11 protein-coding genes are annotated in these 15351 nt (G+C 71.6%); 4 read left to right on the top strand and 7 right to left on the bottom strand.

What is annotated here, in order from left to right; translation table 11 throughout:
- The first annotated feature begins 30 nt into the window (after positions 1-30).
- From ABZ725_RS45820 to ABZ725_RS45805, 4 genes are read left to right on the top strand one after another with little or no spacing between them, the layout of a single operon-like run.
- A complete protein-coding gene (locus tag ABZ725_RS45820; protein WP_358808311.1) occupies positions 31-1461 on the top strand; it encodes an alpha-L-fucosidase in 1431 nt (476 codons plus the stop codon).
- A 5-nt stretch (positions 1462-1466) separates the two neighbouring features.
- On the top strand, positions 1467-2399 hold the full coding sequence (locus tag ABZ725_RS45815; protein ID WP_358808310.1) for a hypothetical protein: 933 nt from the start codon (positions 1467-1469) through the stop codon (positions 2397-2399).
- Entirely contained in the window at positions 2396-3310 is a 915-nt protein-coding gene (locus tag ABZ725_RS45810; RefSeq protein WP_358808309.1) for a beta-glucosidase, read from the top strand. The genes ABZ725_RS45815 and ABZ725_RS45810 overlap by 4 nt, the downstream gene beginning before the upstream one ends.
- 20 nt (positions 3311-3330) lie before the next feature.
- Entirely contained in the window at positions 3331-6450 is a 3120-nt protein-coding gene (locus ABZ725_RS45805) for an alpha-N-acetylglucosaminidase (protein ID WP_358808308.1), read from the top strand.
- A 140-nt stretch (positions 6451-6590) separates the two neighbouring features.
- Here ABZ725_RS45805 and ABZ725_RS45800 read toward each other — a convergent pair whose 3' ends face one another.
- From ABZ725_RS45800 to ABZ725_RS45770, 7 genes are read right to left on the bottom strand one after another with little or no spacing between them, the layout of a single operon-like run.
- The gene (locus ABZ725_RS45800) at positions 6591-7319 is read right to left on the bottom strand and encodes an alpha/beta fold hydrolase (RefSeq protein ID WP_358808307.1); all 729 of its coding nucleotides are present in this window, start codon (positions 7317-7319) and stop codon (positions 6591-6593) included.
- 53 nt (positions 7320-7372) lie between these two features.
- Positions 7373-8080: a maleylpyruvate isomerase family mycothiol-dependent enzyme gene (locus ABZ725_RS45795; RefSeq protein WP_358808306.1), complete on the bottom strand. Its 708-nt coding sequence runs from the start codon at positions 8078-8080 to the stop codon at positions 7373-7375.
- The gene (locus ABZ725_RS45790) at positions 8077-8910 is read right to left on the bottom strand and encodes a fumarylacetoacetate hydrolase family protein (RefSeq protein WP_358808305.1); all 834 of its coding nucleotides are present in this window, start codon (positions 8908-8910) and stop codon (positions 8077-8079) included. The genes ABZ725_RS45795 and ABZ725_RS45790 overlap by 4 nt, the downstream gene beginning before the upstream one ends.
- Positions 8907-10010: a cupin domain-containing protein gene (locus ABZ725_RS45785; protein ID WP_358808304.1), complete on the bottom strand. Its 1104-nt coding sequence runs from the start codon at positions 10008-10010 to the stop codon at positions 8907-8909. The genes ABZ725_RS45790 and ABZ725_RS45785 overlap by 4 nt, the downstream gene beginning before the upstream one ends.
- Positions 10000-11673, bottom strand: a complete 1674-nt coding sequence (locus ABZ725_RS45780) for a (2,3-dihydroxybenzoyl)adenylate synthase (protein ID WP_358808303.1) — start codon at positions 11671-11673, stop codon at positions 10000-10002. Before ABZ725_RS45780 ends, ABZ725_RS45785 begins: the two co-directional genes overlap by 11 nt.
- An 11-nt stretch (positions 11674-11684) precedes the next feature.
- Positions 11685-13727 (bottom strand): acetate--CoA ligase family protein, encoded by a 2043-nt coding sequence (locus ABZ725_RS45775; protein ID WP_358808302.1) that lies wholly within the window; start codon positions 13725-13727, stop codon positions 11685-11687.
- On the bottom strand, positions 13724-15220 hold the full coding sequence (locus ABZ725_RS45770; RefSeq protein ID WP_358808301.1) for an FAD-dependent monooxygenase: 1497 nt from the start codon (positions 15218-15220) through the stop codon (positions 13724-13726). Before ABZ725_RS45770 ends, ABZ725_RS45775 begins: the two co-directional genes overlap by 4 nt.
- Positions 15221-15351 lie beyond the last annotated feature (131 nt).

Here is a 15351-nt window from a genome sequence, read left to right as displayed (position 1 = left end):
ACTGAGTGACCACCGACTGAGAGGCCTCCCGTGAACGTCAGCCGTAGACGCTTCCTGACCACGGCCACTGCTCTCGGCTCAGCAGTACTGCTGGCCCCACCCGGCGCCGCCCAGGCGATCACCGGCGGCATCCCCGACTACGAGCCCACCAGGGCCTCCCTCGACACCCACCCCGTACCGCGCTGGTACAAGGACGCCAAGTTCGGCATCTTCATCCACTGGGGCGTCTACTCGGTCCCGGCCGGCTCCGCCCGGCAGATGGCTGCCGAGTGGTACCTCTGGTACCAGAGCTTCAACACCGATCCCACCTGGAAGTACCACCGCGACACCTACGGCCAGGACGTCCTCTACGACGACTTCATCCCACAGTTCACGGCCGAGAACTACGACCCGGACGCCTGGGTGCGGCTGTTCGAGCAGGCGGGTGCCGAGTACTTCACGCTGACCAGCAAGCACCACGACGGATTCGCCCTGTGGCCGAGCAAGGTGACGGACCGTCACTCCGGGAAGCACGGCCCGAAGCGTGACCTGGTCGGCGAGCTGATGACGGCCGCGCGCAGGCGCGGCACGGTACGACCCGGCCTGTACTACTCGCTCGGCGAGTTCTTCAACCCGGCGATCGGGCGGCCGATGAAGAACTTCTACACCGGTGCAGAGGTCCCGATGACCGGCTACCTGCCGGTCGACGACTACATCGGCGACTACGAACTGAAGCAGCTGTACGAGATCGTCGACCGCTACGACCCGGAACTGCTGTGGGCGGACGGCCAGTGGTTCCGGCCGACCGGCGAACCGCCGTGGCGCAGCGAGGAGGCCATCTCCCACTACTACAACCAGGCCAAGAACCGCAGAAAGCCCAAGGGTGTCGTGGTCAACGACCGCTTCGACACGCACTTCGACTTCGCCACCTACGAACAGCGCACCAACCCCACGATGGACCCCCAGAAGTGGGAGTGCTGCATCACGATGGGCTACTCCTGGGGCTACAACAGGTTCGAGATCGAGGAGGACTACAAGACCTCCGAATTCCTCGTCCATCTGCTCGCCGACGTCACCAGCAAGAACGGCAACCTGCTGCTCAACATCGGGCCGAAGCCGGACGGCACCATTCCGGACGTGATGCAGCGGCGCCTGCTGGACATCGGCGCCTGGCTGAAGGTCAACGGGCCCGCGATCTACGGCTCGACGCCCTGGGTGCGGGCCGAGGAGGAGGGCAGCGCCTTCGGCATCCGGTACACCGTCACCCCGGGCAAGTTCAACATCATCGTGCTGGGCGCCCCCAGCGGCACCCTCTCCGTGCCCGCGGACATCCCTCTTTCCGCGACCTCGCGGATCCGGCTGCTCGGCCACAACCGCCCGCTGAAATGGTCCCGTTCCGACGGCAAGGTGCACATCACCGTCCCGGACACCCTGCCCAGCGAGCTCGCCAACACCTTCACGGTCGACTGGGAACGGCGGTGAGCGGCGTGAGCACGCGAACGGACACCCTGGGCCCCACCCTCACCGTCACCACCGAACCCGCCGAACCGGCGGCCGGTGACGCGGTCACCGCCACCGCCGCCCTCGTCAACGACTGCCCGTTCCCGTTGCGCGGCGCCGTCCTGTACCTGGTGGACCCGGGCGCGACGACCGCCGCACGCACCATCCCGCTCGGTGATCTGCGCCGCGACGCGAAGGTCACCCGCAGCTGGCGCACGTCCATGCCGGCCGACGTCGCCGGGGACGTCGCGTTCACCGCGCACCTCCTCTTCGACGTGGACGGGCGCAGCGCCGACTGCGCGCGGGCCGCGAAGACCGTCAGCGTGCCCTACGAGCCGAACGGGGTGCGGGACCCGTATCGGACGTTCGCGACCACCGACGACGCCCGATTCGGCCAGTACGGCAGCCAGTTGGTGATCTGGGCGGGCGGCGGTGACCTGTCCGGCGGCCGTGACGAGAAGGGCGGCATCCTCCTTCCCGGCTCCGTCGCCGCGTCGAGCGTGGTGCAGGTCAAGACGGTCGGCCTCAGCGGGAGCGACAACCCCAGTGCCAAGTACGGGATCGCCGTCGCCAACGACCTGACCGCCCCGGAGAAGGGCGGCTACGCCGTGCTCACCATGTCGAAGTCGTACGGCCTGGAGTTCATGACCGACAGCGACGGCGACGGGCACCTCGACACCTGGGCCGGTGGCGGCGGCTCCACCCACCCGGCCTGGCTGCGCCTGGTCCGCGAGGGCACGACCTGCACCGCGTACAGCAGCACCAACAACGGCCTCGCCTGGAACGAGATCGCGAGCGTGACCGTGCCTTCCGCGAACGGCGCCTTGGACGCCGGCGTGGTGGCGAGCGCCGTGAACCTCAACTACCCCGGCACGACGGTCCGGGCCGTGTTCGACCACTTCGCCGTGGGGGAATCATGAACGTCTACCGCCCCGAGGAGGACTTCCTCGCGCCGCCCGTCACTCTCACGGTCACCCCGCCCGCCCCCGACGCGGGCCAGGCAGTGACCCTGACGGCCGCCCTCACCAACAGCACCGGGATCGCGCTGCGCGGCACCGTGCTGTACCTCGCCGTGGACGACACGGCAGAACCGGACAGCCTGGGCAGCCTCGCGCCCGGACGGTCGGTGACCCGCACCTGGCGGACCCGGCTCGCCGACGACGCCGAGGGCCGGATCGTGTTCACCGCGCACGCACTCTTCGACGTGCACCGCCACGGCTCCGACTGCACCCGCGCCAGTTCCTCCGTCCTGCTGCCGTACCGCTCACTGCCCGGAGCCTTCGACAACGCGGGGATCGCCTCCGACGACGCCCTCACCGTCGCGAACATCGACGGCTCGAACTCCAGTCTGTCCGCCGAGGCACTGGCGTCGGCGGGGCTGACTCCGGGTGCCACGGTCACCTACGACGGGGTGCCCTTCACCTGGCCGGACACCCGGCCCGGGAGCAAGGACAACGTCGTCTCCTCCGGCCAGACCGTGTTGCTGTCCGGCTCCGGTTCCCGGCTGTCCTTCCTCGGTACCAGCACCTGGGGCGAGGGCAAGGGCAACGGCAAGGTCGTCTACGCCGACGGCACCGAGCAGGCGTTCCCGGTCGCCGTCCCCGACTGGTACGGGGCGAACTCCTCCGCCGCGGTGGTGCTGCCGTACCGCCACATCACCACCGGCCGGGACGACACCCCCGTCAGCCTGTTCACCTTCGGCGTCGATCTGGCGGCCGGCAAGGAGCTGCGCTCCCTGGTCCTGCCCCAGGTCAGCGACGGCCTCCAGTCGGGCGTCCCCGCCCTGCACCTCTTCGCCATGACGCTCACGACGACCACGACGAGCAACTGAGCTCTCCCGGAAGGACGTTCATGCACGACAACCGAGGCGACCTCGGCATCATCGGCATCACAGGTGTCACCCGCAGACGGATCCTCACGGGTGCGGTCGCGCTGGGCGGCGCCGCGCTGCTGCCCCGTCCGCAGGGCGCGTACGCGGTCGGCGGCGCCCTGTTCGACACCGCTTCCGCCGCAGCCGCGCTGAAACGTCTGCTTCCCGACCACCACCGGCAGTTCACCCTGCGGGCCGTCGACGACGACACCGACCGCTTCCGGGTCACCGGCCGGGCCGGACACATCACGGTGGAGGGCACCAGCCCCGCCGTGCTGCTCACAGGCCTCCACACCTACCTGCGGCGGACCGCGCACGCCTCCGTCTCCTGGACCGGCGAGCAGCTGAACCTGCCGCGCACCCTCCCCGCGCCCGCCGAGGAGCTCACGGGAACGGCCGACGTGCCGCACCGGTTCGCCTTCAACGACACCAACGAGGGCTACACCGGCGCCTACCGCGACTGGGACGCCTGGCAGCACGAGCTGGACGTGCTGGCCGTGCACGGCGTCAACCGGGTCCTCGTCTACATCGGCGGCGACGCGGTGTACTACGACACCTTCCGTCGCTTCGGCTACTCCGACGCCGCGCTGCGCGCCTGGATCCCGGCCCCCGCCCACCAGCCCTGGTGGCTGCTGCAGAACATGTCGGGCTTCGGCGGACCGGTCTCCCGGCAGCTCATCGAGAGACGCGCCGCGCTTGCCGAGAAGATCGTCGACCGGATACGCGACCTGGGCATGACGCCGGTCCTGCCGGGCTACTACGGCACCGTCCCGGACGACTTCCCCGCCCGGCACGGCGGGGACGCCGCGGTGGTGGCGCAGGGCAGCTGGGGTGCGTTCAAACGCCCCGACTGGCTCGACCCGCGCACCACGGCCTTCGACGACGTGGCCGCCGCCTTCTACCGGGCTCAGACGGAGCGGTTCGGCGACAGCACGATGTACAAGATGGACCTGCTGCACGAGGGCGGCAACCCCGGTGACGTGCCGGTGGGCGAGGCCGCGCAGGCCGTCGAGGCGGCGCTGCAGAAGGCCCACCCGGGGGCCGTCTGGGCGATCCTCGGCTGGCAGACCAACCCGTCCAAGGCGCTGCTCGACGGCGTCGACAAGAGCCGGATGCTGATCGTGGACGGTCTGTCGGACCGCTACACCACCGTCACCGACCGGGAGAGCGACTGGGACGGCACCCCGTACGCCCTCGGCAGCATCTGGAACTTCGGCGGCCACACGCCGATGGGCGCCAACGCCCCGGACTGGGTGGAGCAGTACCCCAAGTGGCGTGACAGGGAGGGCAGTTCGCTCGCCGGTATCGCGGCGATGCCGGAGGCTGCCGACAACAACGCACCCGCCCTCGCGCTTCTCACCGACCTGGCCTGGACGCCCGGCACCATCGACCTGGACGACTGGTTCGCGGCATACGCCCTCTCCCGCTACGGCGGCCCCGACCGGCGCGCCGCCGCGGCCTGGCAGACGATCCGCGACACCGCGTACAACATGTCCCGCGCGGACTCCTGGAGCGAGGCACCCGACGGCCTGTTCGGCGCCCGTCCGAGCCTGACGGCGAACAAGGCCGCCGCCTGGGGCCCGGAGAAGGACCGCTACGACACCACGGCCTTCGACACCGCGCTCACCGAACTTCTCGCCGTGCGAACGGAGTTGAGGAACAGCTCGGCCTACCGGTACGACGTCGTCGACGTGGCCCGGCAGATCCTGTCCAACCGCAGCCGTGTCCTGCTGCCACAGATCAAGGCCGCGTACGAGGCCGGGGAGAAGGCCCTGTTCGGCAGGCTGACCAGGACCTGGCTGGACTGGATGGACCTCCTCGACGACCTGTTGGCGACCTCCGGCCCGCATCTGCTCGGGCGGTGGCTCGCCGACGCACGCTCCTGGGGCGCCGACCGAGCCGAGAAGGACCGTCTGGAGTACGACGTCCGCTCCCTCATCACCACCTGGGGCGGACGCGCCAGCAGCGAAGAGGGCCTGCACGACTACGCGAACCGAGAGTGGGCGGGGCTGGTCGGCGGCCTGTACCGCACCCGCTGGAAGACGTACTTCGACGCGCTGGCCACGGGACTCGCCACCGGAAAGGACCCGGCGACGATCGACTGGTTCGCCCTGGAGGACCGCTGGGCGCACGCGCACGAGACACACCCGACCAAGCCCCACGGCTCCCCGTACGCCCTGGCCCGCCGCGTGCGCGACCTGCTCGCTGTCTCTCCCCATCAGGCATCCCTCACGGCGGGGGTCGACCGGGGAGCGGTGGCCGAGGGCGCGCCCGCGACGGTGACGGTCACCTTCGCCAACAGGAACGGGTTCGCCGCGGCGCGCGGCGTGACTCTCTCCGTCACCGCTCCCGAGGGCATGGCGGTGAAGCCGCTCGACCCGGTGCGCGCGGAGTCGGTGGCGTCCGGCGAAACGTTCGCCGCTCGCTTCGAGGTCTCTCTGGCGGGTACGCCGGCGGAACTGGTCGGCCAGGTCGTCGCGGCGGCGGTGTACGCGGGCGGCGGGAAGGCGGTCGCGCCGGTACGGCTGGTGGCCGCGGCCGGGGTCGGCGACCCGTACCGCACGGTCTCCTACAACGATGCCGTGTTCGGCCAGGCCGGCGACGAGATCGCCGTCGAGGGCGCCGGGGCCGACCTGTGGGGCGCCACCAACGAGTTCGGGGCGGTGTACCGGGCGGGCGTGTACGGCGACGGAACCGTGGCCGAGGTGACGGTCACGTCCCAGGACGCGACCGGGGGCTGGGCACGGGCGGGCCTCGTCGTCCGCAACGACCTGGGCACTCAGGGGAGCGCGGGCTATGTGAACCTGGCGGTCACGCCGTCCAACGGCTGCGCGCTGAGCTGGGACGCCGACGGCGACGGCCGTTTCGACTCGATCGCGCTGTCGGGCTCCTTCACCGCGCCGGTGCGGCTGCGGCTGACCAGGTCCGGCGCCTCGTACACCGGGGAGGTCAGCGCGGACGGCGTCACCTGGACGACGGTGGGCACGGCCACGCCGGGAGGCGCAGCCGCCCCACAGGACGTCGGGGTCTTCATGACCGCGGCCAACGGCTGGACCGGCGCACGGGGCATCGCCACGTTCGACGGATTCACGGTGTCCTGATCTCCGTGACCGCGAAGCGGACCATACGCGGGCGGACACCCCATCCGGAAGCCGGCTTCTTTCAGCAGCCTGAGAACGGCACCCGACCCGCGCCCGGTGCGGGTCAGGTGCCCTTCTCTGCGGGTGACGCCATGACCCCGTTATGCCGCGCAGGCCCGGACGAACGCGTCGGCCAGTTCGGCGGGGCGGGTGAAGAGGGCCTCGTGGCTGCCGGGGGTCTCGATCATCAGCGGGTTCTTCAGACGCTGGGGGAAGCGCTCGGCCCAGTGCCACTCGCCGGGGAGGGAGAGGTCCTCCTCGGACAGGACGTAAGCGGTCGGGATGTCCAGCGCGTAGAACGCGCTCGTGTCCGGCTTCTCCGTGAAAGTGCCGAGCGGCTGCGGCACGAGAAGGGAGTGGACGATTCGCTGTGTCTCCTCGTCCGCGTCCTGCATGAACGCCTGCTGGAACACCTCGAACGGGAAGGTCACTCCGTTGTTGCCGGAAGCAGCCGCCACGGCGCGGAACATCTCGCCGTAGTGCGGCGGGCACGCGTCGATCAGCGACTCGCCGTCGTTGGGCACGAACGCGCTCCAGAAGACCAGCCGGCGCAGTCGGGAGGCCAGCCGGGGCGCCGCACCCACCAGCACGTAGCCGCCCCAGCTGTGGCCGACCAGCGTGACATCCGTGAGACCGGCGCGTTCGACGTACTCCACGAGGCTGTTCACACAGTCGGTCAGGGTCACGTCGCGCGGGTCGTCGTCCTCGCCCAGACCGGCCAGGGTGGGGGTGTGCACCTCGTGTCCGGCGGCCCGCAGCTCGTTCGCGACGGGGCGCCAGGCCCATCCTCCGTGGCAAGCGCCGGTCACCAGGACGAAGGTCTCGCTCATGCCGATCTCCTTTGATCGTTGACAATCACTGACAAGAACTGACAAGCACTCGGTCACAGCCAGCGCGGGAGCTTCGCCAGCTCGCCGCGCAGTTCTTCGGCGCCGCCCCGGCCGGTGAGCCAGGCGGCGAGGGCGTACGGCGGTCCGGAGACCGTGCCGCCGCTCGGGGAGGGCGTTCCGAGTACGACGGTGCCGTGGCCGTCCGCCGTCAACTCGGCCCCGGTGTCCGGCGCCACGCGGGCCGACATCCACCCGGCCACGTCGCGTACGAGGGCCCAGGCCAGGTCGGGCGGCAGCGCGTCCATGCCGACGCCCACCCGCAGGTCGACCAGGTGGATCCACACCTCGCGGGCCCGTAGCCACGGCACTTCGGACGCCGGGATCTCGCGGCCCTGCCCGCTGGTGACCGTGGCGGACCAGGCGTCGTCCGTCAGCGCCTCGGCCGCCTTGGCGAACCGGGCGGCGGATTCCCGTACGTCCGACCGCTGTTCGGCGAGCGGGCGGCCGGCGCCCGCGTCGATGTCCGTCGCGCGCTGGTCCGGCGAGGTGTACATCGGGGTCGGGGTGCCCGTCCGGGCCCAGGTCAGGAGGTTGACCAGGGCGTCGGCGTTGCGGGCGAGGTGGGTGAGGAGGTGGCCGCGGGTCCAGCCGGGCAGGGCGGACGGTTCGGCCACCGCGTGCGCAGGCAACGCATCGACGGCCTGTTGCAGCCGCCGCTGCCCGTCCTCGACCCAGCCGAGGACGCGTTCCGGCTCCGTCACGACTTGTCCTCGACGACGGTGTTCACGCACTCCCCGAGCCCCTCGATCGCGGTCCGTACGACCTGCCCCGGCTTCAGGAACACCTTGGGGTCGCGGGCCGCGCCGACCCCGCCGGGCGTACCGGTGAGGACCAGGTCGCCCGGCTCCAGCGTGGTGAACGTGCTGAGGTACGCGGCGATGTCCGCCGGGGTGAAGAGCAGGTCGGACGTGCGTGAGCGCTGCATGACATCGCCGTCCACCTCGAGGCGGATCTCCAGGTCGGCCGCGTCGCCTACCTCGTCGCCGGTGACCAGCCAGGGCCCGGCCGGGGTGCTGGCCTCCCACGCCTTGCCCTGCAGCCACTGCGGGGTACGCCACTGCCAGTCCCGCATGGAGATGTCGTTGACGACGGTGTAGCCGGCGATCGCGGCCGCCGCCTCCTCCTCGGTGGCCCGGCGGCGCAGCCGGGAGCCGATGACGAAGCCGAGTTCGGCCTCCCAGTCCAGCTCCTCCGTCTCGCCCGGGTGGACGATGTCGTCGCGGGCGCCGAGCAGGACGTTGGCGAACTTGCCGAAGAGGGCGGGGTACGACGGCATCTCGCGGCCCATCTCCGCTATGTGGGTGCGGTAGTTGTGGCCCACGCAGAAGATCTTGGCCGGGGTCGTGACGACCGGGGCGAGGTCGAGGGCGGCCACGTCGTGCGCCGGGCCGTCGGCGGCGGCCGCGTGGGTACGCCAGTCGGGACGGCGCAGGAGGGCGGCGACGTCGGGAGCGCCGGTCTCCACGGCCCGGTCGCCGTCGAGGCGGACGGCCGCCGTACCGTCGGCCGTGCGGATGGTGGCGAGCTTCATGCGAGGGTGCTCCCGGTCGTTTCGGTGCGGGCGAGGTTGAGCGCCTCGTAGAGGGGCGCGTCGCTGAAGGTGAACAGGTCGAGCTGCGTGTGCGCGGCGATGGTCAGCGCACACCAGGAGGGGACGGCGATCAGGTCTCCGGCACTCACGTCGATCACGCGGTCGTCGAGGGTGACGGTGCCGCTGCCCCGGAACACCTGCCAGACCGAGGAGCCCACCGTGCGGCGGGTCGCGGTGGCCGTGCGCGGGCGCAGACGGTGCATCTCGGTGCGCAGGCTGGCCAGGGCGTCGCGGCCGGTGGCGGGGTTGGTGAAGCGGATGCCGGCGTGGCCGGGTTCGATGACGCCGGGGTGCCCCTCGTCCGCCAGCTCCAGCTGGGCGGTGAGGGCATCGTCTGTGTCGGCCCAACGGTAGGCCATCAGAGGGGAGTTGACGCTGTCCGGCGCACCGATCGGGCGCAGTCCCGGGTGGCCCCACAACCGCTCGTTGCGCGACCGGGACGGGGTCGACCGGTCCGACACCCCGTCCTCGCCGAACTCGAAGAACCCGGCGTCGAGGCGGTGCACGAGCGGGATGTCGAGGCCGTCCAGCCAGACCATCGGCGCGTCGCCGACGTGGTGGTGGCCGTGCCAGTGCATCGACGGGGTGAGCAGCAGGTCGCCGGGCCGCATCTCGACGGCGTCGCCGTTGACGACCGTCCACACGCCCTCGCCCTCCAGGATGAACCGGAACGCGCCCTGCGAGTGCCGGTGTGCGGGGGCCACCTCGCGCGGGCCCAGGTACTGAACCGCCGCCCAGAGGTTGGGAGTTGCGTACGGCCGTCCGGGCAAGCCGGGGTTGGCGAGGGCGATGGCGCGGCGCTCACCGCCGCGCCCGACCGGCACCAGGTCTCCGGACCGGCGGGCGAGCGGCAGCAGGGTGTCCCACTGCCAGACGTGCGGGACGGCCTCGGGCTGCGGGGTGAGCGGCATGAGGTTGCCGATCTCGGTCCACAGGGGGATGAGCCCTGCCTCCGCGAACCCGTCGTACAGCTTGCGGAGTTCGGGGTCCGTCTCCGCCGGGGCTATGGCGGGCACCATGCCGTCGGTGTCAGTGGTCATCGGGGGTTCCTTCGGCGTCGAGCCGGCGCGTGATGTCGGCGCGCAGCGCTTTCTTGTCGATCTTTCCGACCTTGGTGGCGGCGAGTTCGGGGACCGTCACCAGCCGGTCCGGGAACTTGAAGCGGGCGATCCCGGCGCGCTCCATGACGTGGTGGACGTCGTCGAGGGTCACCGTGTGGCCAGGTTCCGGTACGACGTAGAGGCAGACGCGCTCGCCGAGTCGGTCGTCGGGCATGGCCACGGCGGCGGCGCGGGCGACGCCGGGGGTCTGGTAGGCGAAGTTCTCGATCTCCTCGGCGGAGATGTTCTCCCCGCCTCGGATGATCATGTCCTTGTCGCGGCCCTCGACGACGAGGTTGCCGTCGGGCAGCAGCCGCACGATGTCGCCGGTGCGGTACCAGCCGTCCTCGGTGAAGGCGCGGGCGTTCTGTTCCTCGGCGCGGTAGTAGCCGCGCGGGGTGTACGGGCCGCGGGTGAGCAGTACGCCGGGTGTCCCGTCGGCGACCGGGTTGCCCAGGTCGTCGACGACGAGGAGTTCGTCGTCCTCGCACATGGGGCGCCCCTGCGTCGTACAGATGACGTCTTCGGAGTCGTCCAGGCGGGTGTAGTTGAGCAGTCCCTCGGCCATGCCGAACACCTGTTGGAGCGTGCAGCCCAGCTCGGGGCGGACGCGGCGGGCGACGTGGTCGGCGAGCCGGGAGCCGCCGACCTGGAGGACACGCAGCGAGCTCAGGTCGGCCCCCGGGTGTTCCCGGTGGTGGTCCAGCCAGCGCTGGGCGACGGCCGGGACCAGGGCGGAGGCGGTGACGCCCTCGCGCTCGACGAGCGGGAACGCCCTCTCCGGGTTGGGCGAGCCCAGCACCACCCGTCCGCCGTTCACCAGCACGCCGAGCAGGCCCGGGCAGGCGAGCGGGAAGTTGTGGCCGAGCGGGAGAGCGGCGAAGTAGACCGTGTCCGGGCCGAATTCGCAGACTTCGGCGCTGCGGCGGGCGTTGTAGATGTAGTCGTCGTGCGTGCGGGCGATGAGCTTGGGCAGCCCCGTGGTACCGCCGGAGAGCAGGAAGACGGCGATCGAGCGGCTGTCGGGCCGGTACGCGTCCACGGCGGCCCGGTACGCCGGCGTGCCGGGCGCGGCGCACAACTCCCGCAGGTCCACGGCATCGTCGCCGACCTTGTCGCCGAGCACGAGGACATGCTGAAGGGTCGGAGAGGCGTCGGCGACCTCGAACGCCATCGTCTGGTGGTCATGGTCCTTGAGGAGGTCCGGCACCGCGATGGCCACGGCCTCGCTGTGCTCGACCAGGTGACCGATCTCGTGTCGCCGGTGCCCGGGCAGTGCCATCACCGGGATGACGCCGAGGCGCAGACAGGCGTAGGTCAGGATCACGAACTCGGCGGTGTTGGGCAGTTGCACCACGAGCCGGTCGTCCGGGCGGAGCCCGAGCGCGACCAGGCGCAGCGCGACGGCGTCCGCGCGCTCAGCGAGGTGACGGTACGTCAGTCGCCGGTCGCCGTCGACGAGCGCGACCGCGTCGGGAGTGGCGTCGGCGGCGGCGTGGAGCCGGTCGCCGATGGTCCGGCCCTCCCAGTAGCCCTTCGCGGTGTAGCGCTCGGCGTACTCCGCGGGCCAGGGGACAGCGCCGTTGCTGCTCGGCCTTGGCATGGTCGTTCTCCTCAGGTGCGGTCGGCCGTGTGCACGATCACGGCGTCCAGGGCGATCAGCCCGTCGGCGGTGACTCGCAGGGGGTTGATCTCGATCTCGGCGGTGTCCGGACTCGCGGCCAGGGCGGCGGCGAGTGCCGATACGACCCGCCCGAACTCGGCGCGGTCCAGCACCGGCCCGCCGCGCCAGCCGTCGAGCAGGGCGCGGGCGGCCAGGTCGTCGGGCATCCCGGCGGCCTCGGCCTCGGACAGCGGGGCGAGCCGGATCGCCACGTCGGCGAGCACCTCGGCGGCCGTACCGCCGAGCCCGGCGAGGACGACCGGCCCGAACACGGGATCGCGGCGCGCGCCGAGCACGAGGTCGACGCCGGCCGGGGCCATGGCCTCGACCAGGTAGCGGCGCTCGGGGCCGATGGCGTCCAGGGCCGCGTCCAGCTCGTCGGGGGTGCACACGCCCAGGTGGACTCCGCCGATCTCCGTCTTGTGGAGGATCGCGGCGTCGAGCACCTTGACCGCGACGGGCCCGCCCAGCAGGCGCAGGGCGTAGTGGGCGTCGTCGCGGGTGTCGCAGGCGACGCGGTCGGGGGTGCGGATGCCGAGCCCCGCGAGGAAGGTCTTGGCAGCGTCCTCGTTCAGAGGGCCGGCGGGCACGGAGGCGGTCGTCCCCGGCGAAGCCGCCTCGGCCCGCACCGCCCGCTGCCGAGCATGCGTCACGAGAGCCCGTACGGCATTGGCAGCCGACGCCGGTCCGGTCAGCGCCGGAATCCCCGCCTTGTGCAGCCGAGCCCGCTGCTCGGCGACATCCTCGGGCAGGCCTCCGACGACCACCACGGCCGGGGAGTCCGCACCGAGGCCGGCGTCCTGCGCGGCCGAGGCGAGGTCGACGCTGTCGGGCTCGGTCAGGGCGTAGACGGCGAGCAGGTCCACCGCCGGATCCGCGGCCGTGGCGTCGAGGACACGGGCGAAGGTCTCGGCGGGCCGGCCGGTGTCGACCGGGTTGCGCTGGTAGGTGAGCGGGGGAAGCAGCTCGCTCAGTGTGCGCTGCGTGGCCTCGGCCAGCTCCGGAGTCCGGATCCCGTCGCTGCCCGCACGATCCGCGAGCAACAGCCCCGGCCCGGCCTGGGCGGTCACGATGGCGAGCCCCGGGTCGGGGTCGGGGCGCAGTCGGATGCGCGAGAGCGCGGTGAGGGCGTCCACCATCTCCCGTTCGTCGTCGACGACGACCGCCCCCGCCTGCCGCAGCGCGGCACGGGTCGTACGCCAGGAGGTGGCGAGCGCCCCGGTGTGCGACCGGGCGAAGTCACCGACATCGCTGCGGCCGACGACCAGTGCCACGACCGGCTTGACGGAAGCCACCAGCCGTACGGCCTCGACCAGCCGGGGCCCGTCCGGCACCGTCTCGAGATGCAGCGCGACGGCTGTCGTACGGTCGTCCTCCGCGAGGTGTTCCAGGACGTCCGCGGCGGTGACGTCGAGGCCTGCCCCGATGCCGACTCCGAGGCTGATGCCGTTCCCGGCGGTGACCAGGTCGAAGGAGAGCGCGTGGTTGACGCCGCCGCTGGCCGCGACGACCGCGATGTCCCCGGCGGGAAGCTGTCCGGCGGCGGGCACGAAGCTGGCCGTCAGTGCGAGGTGGGGGGCGAAGAAGCCGGAGGTGTTGGGGCCGAGCAGCCGGACCCCCGTCTCCTGGGCGATGCGGAGCAGTGCTTGCGCGTACTCATCTCCCTCCGGGCCCGCCTCGCCGAAACCGCCCGCGCAGACCAGCGCGGCACGGCAGCCCGCGGCGGCCGCCTCGGCCAGCGCCTGGGCGCAGCCGGCCGCCGGTACGCAGAGCACGGCCAGGTCGAGCCGTCCGGCGGTGTGCGCGGCTGCTTCGGCGACCGAGGCGTACACACCCTCGTCGGGTTCGGGGCGTCGTGCGTTGACCAGAGCGCGGGCGCCGGGGAAGGTCACCAGCGAGCGGGCCATGGCGGCGCCCAGCTTGCCGCTCTGCCGTGAGGCGCCGATCACGACCACGCCCTCGGGCGCGAACATCGGCGTCAGATCGGTGCTCATGCCTGCTCCCCCGCCACCAGGTCGGCGCGCCCGGACAGCAGCAACGTTTCAGCGCGGTCGTCGTCCATTCCGTCCTCCACGATCAGTGCGGGTACGCCGTGCACCAGCCGGGCCTGTTCGGCGAGCAGCGACCGTGTGAGCGGTGTTCCGCCCTCTACGGCGACCAGGCCCGGGGGCGTGTCCGCGCTCATGGCGTCTGCCAACTCGTCATGGATTCCGGGCAGTTGCGCCTCGCCCTCCGGTGCGGTGAGCCACAGGCACCCCCCGGAGCGCAACGCCGCGAGCTCCGCCGCGGTCAGCCGCCGTCCGTCGAACTCCCTGAACGGCGTGTCCAAGGGGGCATGCCCGTCATGTGCGGCCCGCCAGCCCTGTACGACCTGCTCGACGAACTCCGGGTCGCGGCGCGCGATCCGTTCCTTGCCGATGCTGCGGGAGATGAAGTGGAAGGCGAACCGCGTCGGTTCGAACGCGTCGTGGTAGCGCCCGAAGTGCTCCCACCACGACAGGCTCGGCCGGGCGGCGCCCTGGATCTTCGCCACCGACGGCTGCCGCGCCGCCGCGTACGCCTCCAGGCCGCTCGCCAGGTCGTCGCGGTGGGCGAGGAGGCTGTCGGCGAGGGCGACGGCGTCCTCCATGGCCATCTTGGTGCCGGAGCCGACGGAGAAGTGCGCGGTGTGTGCGGAGTCGCCGAGCAGGACGACGTTGCCGCTGTGCCAGCGCTGGGTGCGGCGGGTGCGGAAGTTGCCCCAGCGGGAGTTGTTGACCAGCAGTTCGTGTCCGTCGATCTGCTCGGCGAAGAGCTTCTCCAGATACGCCTTCGTCTTCTCGTCGCTCGGGCCCGGCGGCTGCGCGGTGTCGAACTCGTCGAGCCCGGCCCGTCGCCAGGACTCCTCGTCGGTCTCGACGATGAAGGTGCTGACGCTGTCGCTGATCGGGTAGCCGTGCACGGCGAAGGTGCCGTGCGGGCCGTGCTCGTGCACGAAGGTCAGGCCGTCGAAGAGGTAGTTCGTGCCGAACCAGATGAACTTGGCGGTCGCGACCTCCACCTCGGGCACGAGTTCGTCGGCGAGACGGTCACGCAACCGGGAGTTCGCCCCGTCCGCGGCCACGACCAGGTCGTAGTCGGCCAGCTGCGCCGGATCCGCGGGAACCTCATGGCTGAACCGGAGCTCGACCCCGACCTCCTCGGCCCGCCGGTGCAGCAGCTGGAGCAGGGTCTTGCGGGTGATGGCCGCCATCCCGTTGCCGCCGCACCGGATCCGCTGCCCCTTCAGCCGTACCTCGATGTCGTCCCAGTGCCGGCCGTGGTCCGCGAGAGCCGTGCGCAGGACGGGATCCGCCGCGTGGATGGCGGCCAGCGTCGCATCCGAGAAGACCACGCCGAAGCCGAAGGTGTCCTCCGCGCGGTTCCGTTCGAAGACCGTCACCTCGACCGACGGATCGGCCTGCTTGACGAGCGCCGCGAAGAACAGCCCGCCGGGGCCGCCTCCCACGCAAGCGATCCGAAAAACCATGGTTCCTGCCTCTACGTCGGGTACAGGCCCAGACTCAGCCCCGGACGCATCCAGTGTCAATAGATGCACGGGCGTCAATAATTTGTTGCGCATCTTTGGCTGGGGCCCTG

This window comes from Streptomyces sp. NPDC006872 (genome assembly GCF_040635845.1).
Taxonomy (GTDB): Bacteria; Actinomycetota; Actinomycetes; order Streptomycetales; family Streptomycetaceae; genus Streptomyces.
The sequence above is the reverse complement of the archived record's forward strand: the minus strand, read 5'-3'. Positions and strand labels throughout refer to the sequence as shown.

Coding starts and splice junctions, on each gene's coding strand:
- ABZ725_RS45810 (WP_358808309.1), top strand. CDS start 2,396: ATGAACGTCTACCGCCCCGAGGAGGACTTCCTCGCGCCGCCCGTCACT.
- ABZ725_RS45805 (WP_358808308.1), top strand. CDS start 3,331: ATGCACGACAACCGAGGCGACCTCGGCATCATCGGCATCACAGGTGTC.
- ABZ725_RS45800 (WP_358808307.1), bottom strand. CDS start 7,319: ATGAGCGAGACCTTCGTCCTGGTGACCGGCGCTTGCCACGGAGGATGG.
- ABZ725_RS45790 (WP_358808305.1), bottom strand. CDS start 8,910: ATGAAGCTCGCCACCATCCGCACGGCCGACGGTACGGCGGCCGTCCGC.
- ABZ725_RS45785 (WP_358808304.1), bottom strand. CDS start 10,010: ATGACCACTGACACCGACGGCATGGTGCCCGCCATAGCCCCGGCGGAG.
- ABZ725_RS45780 (WP_358808303.1), bottom strand. CDS start 11,673: ATGCCAAGGCCGAGCAGCAACGGCGCTGTCCCCTGGCCCGCGGAGTAC.
- ABZ725_RS45775 (WP_358808302.1), bottom strand. CDS start 13,727: ATGAGCACCGATCTGACGCCGATGTTCGCGCCCGAGGGCGTGGTCGTG.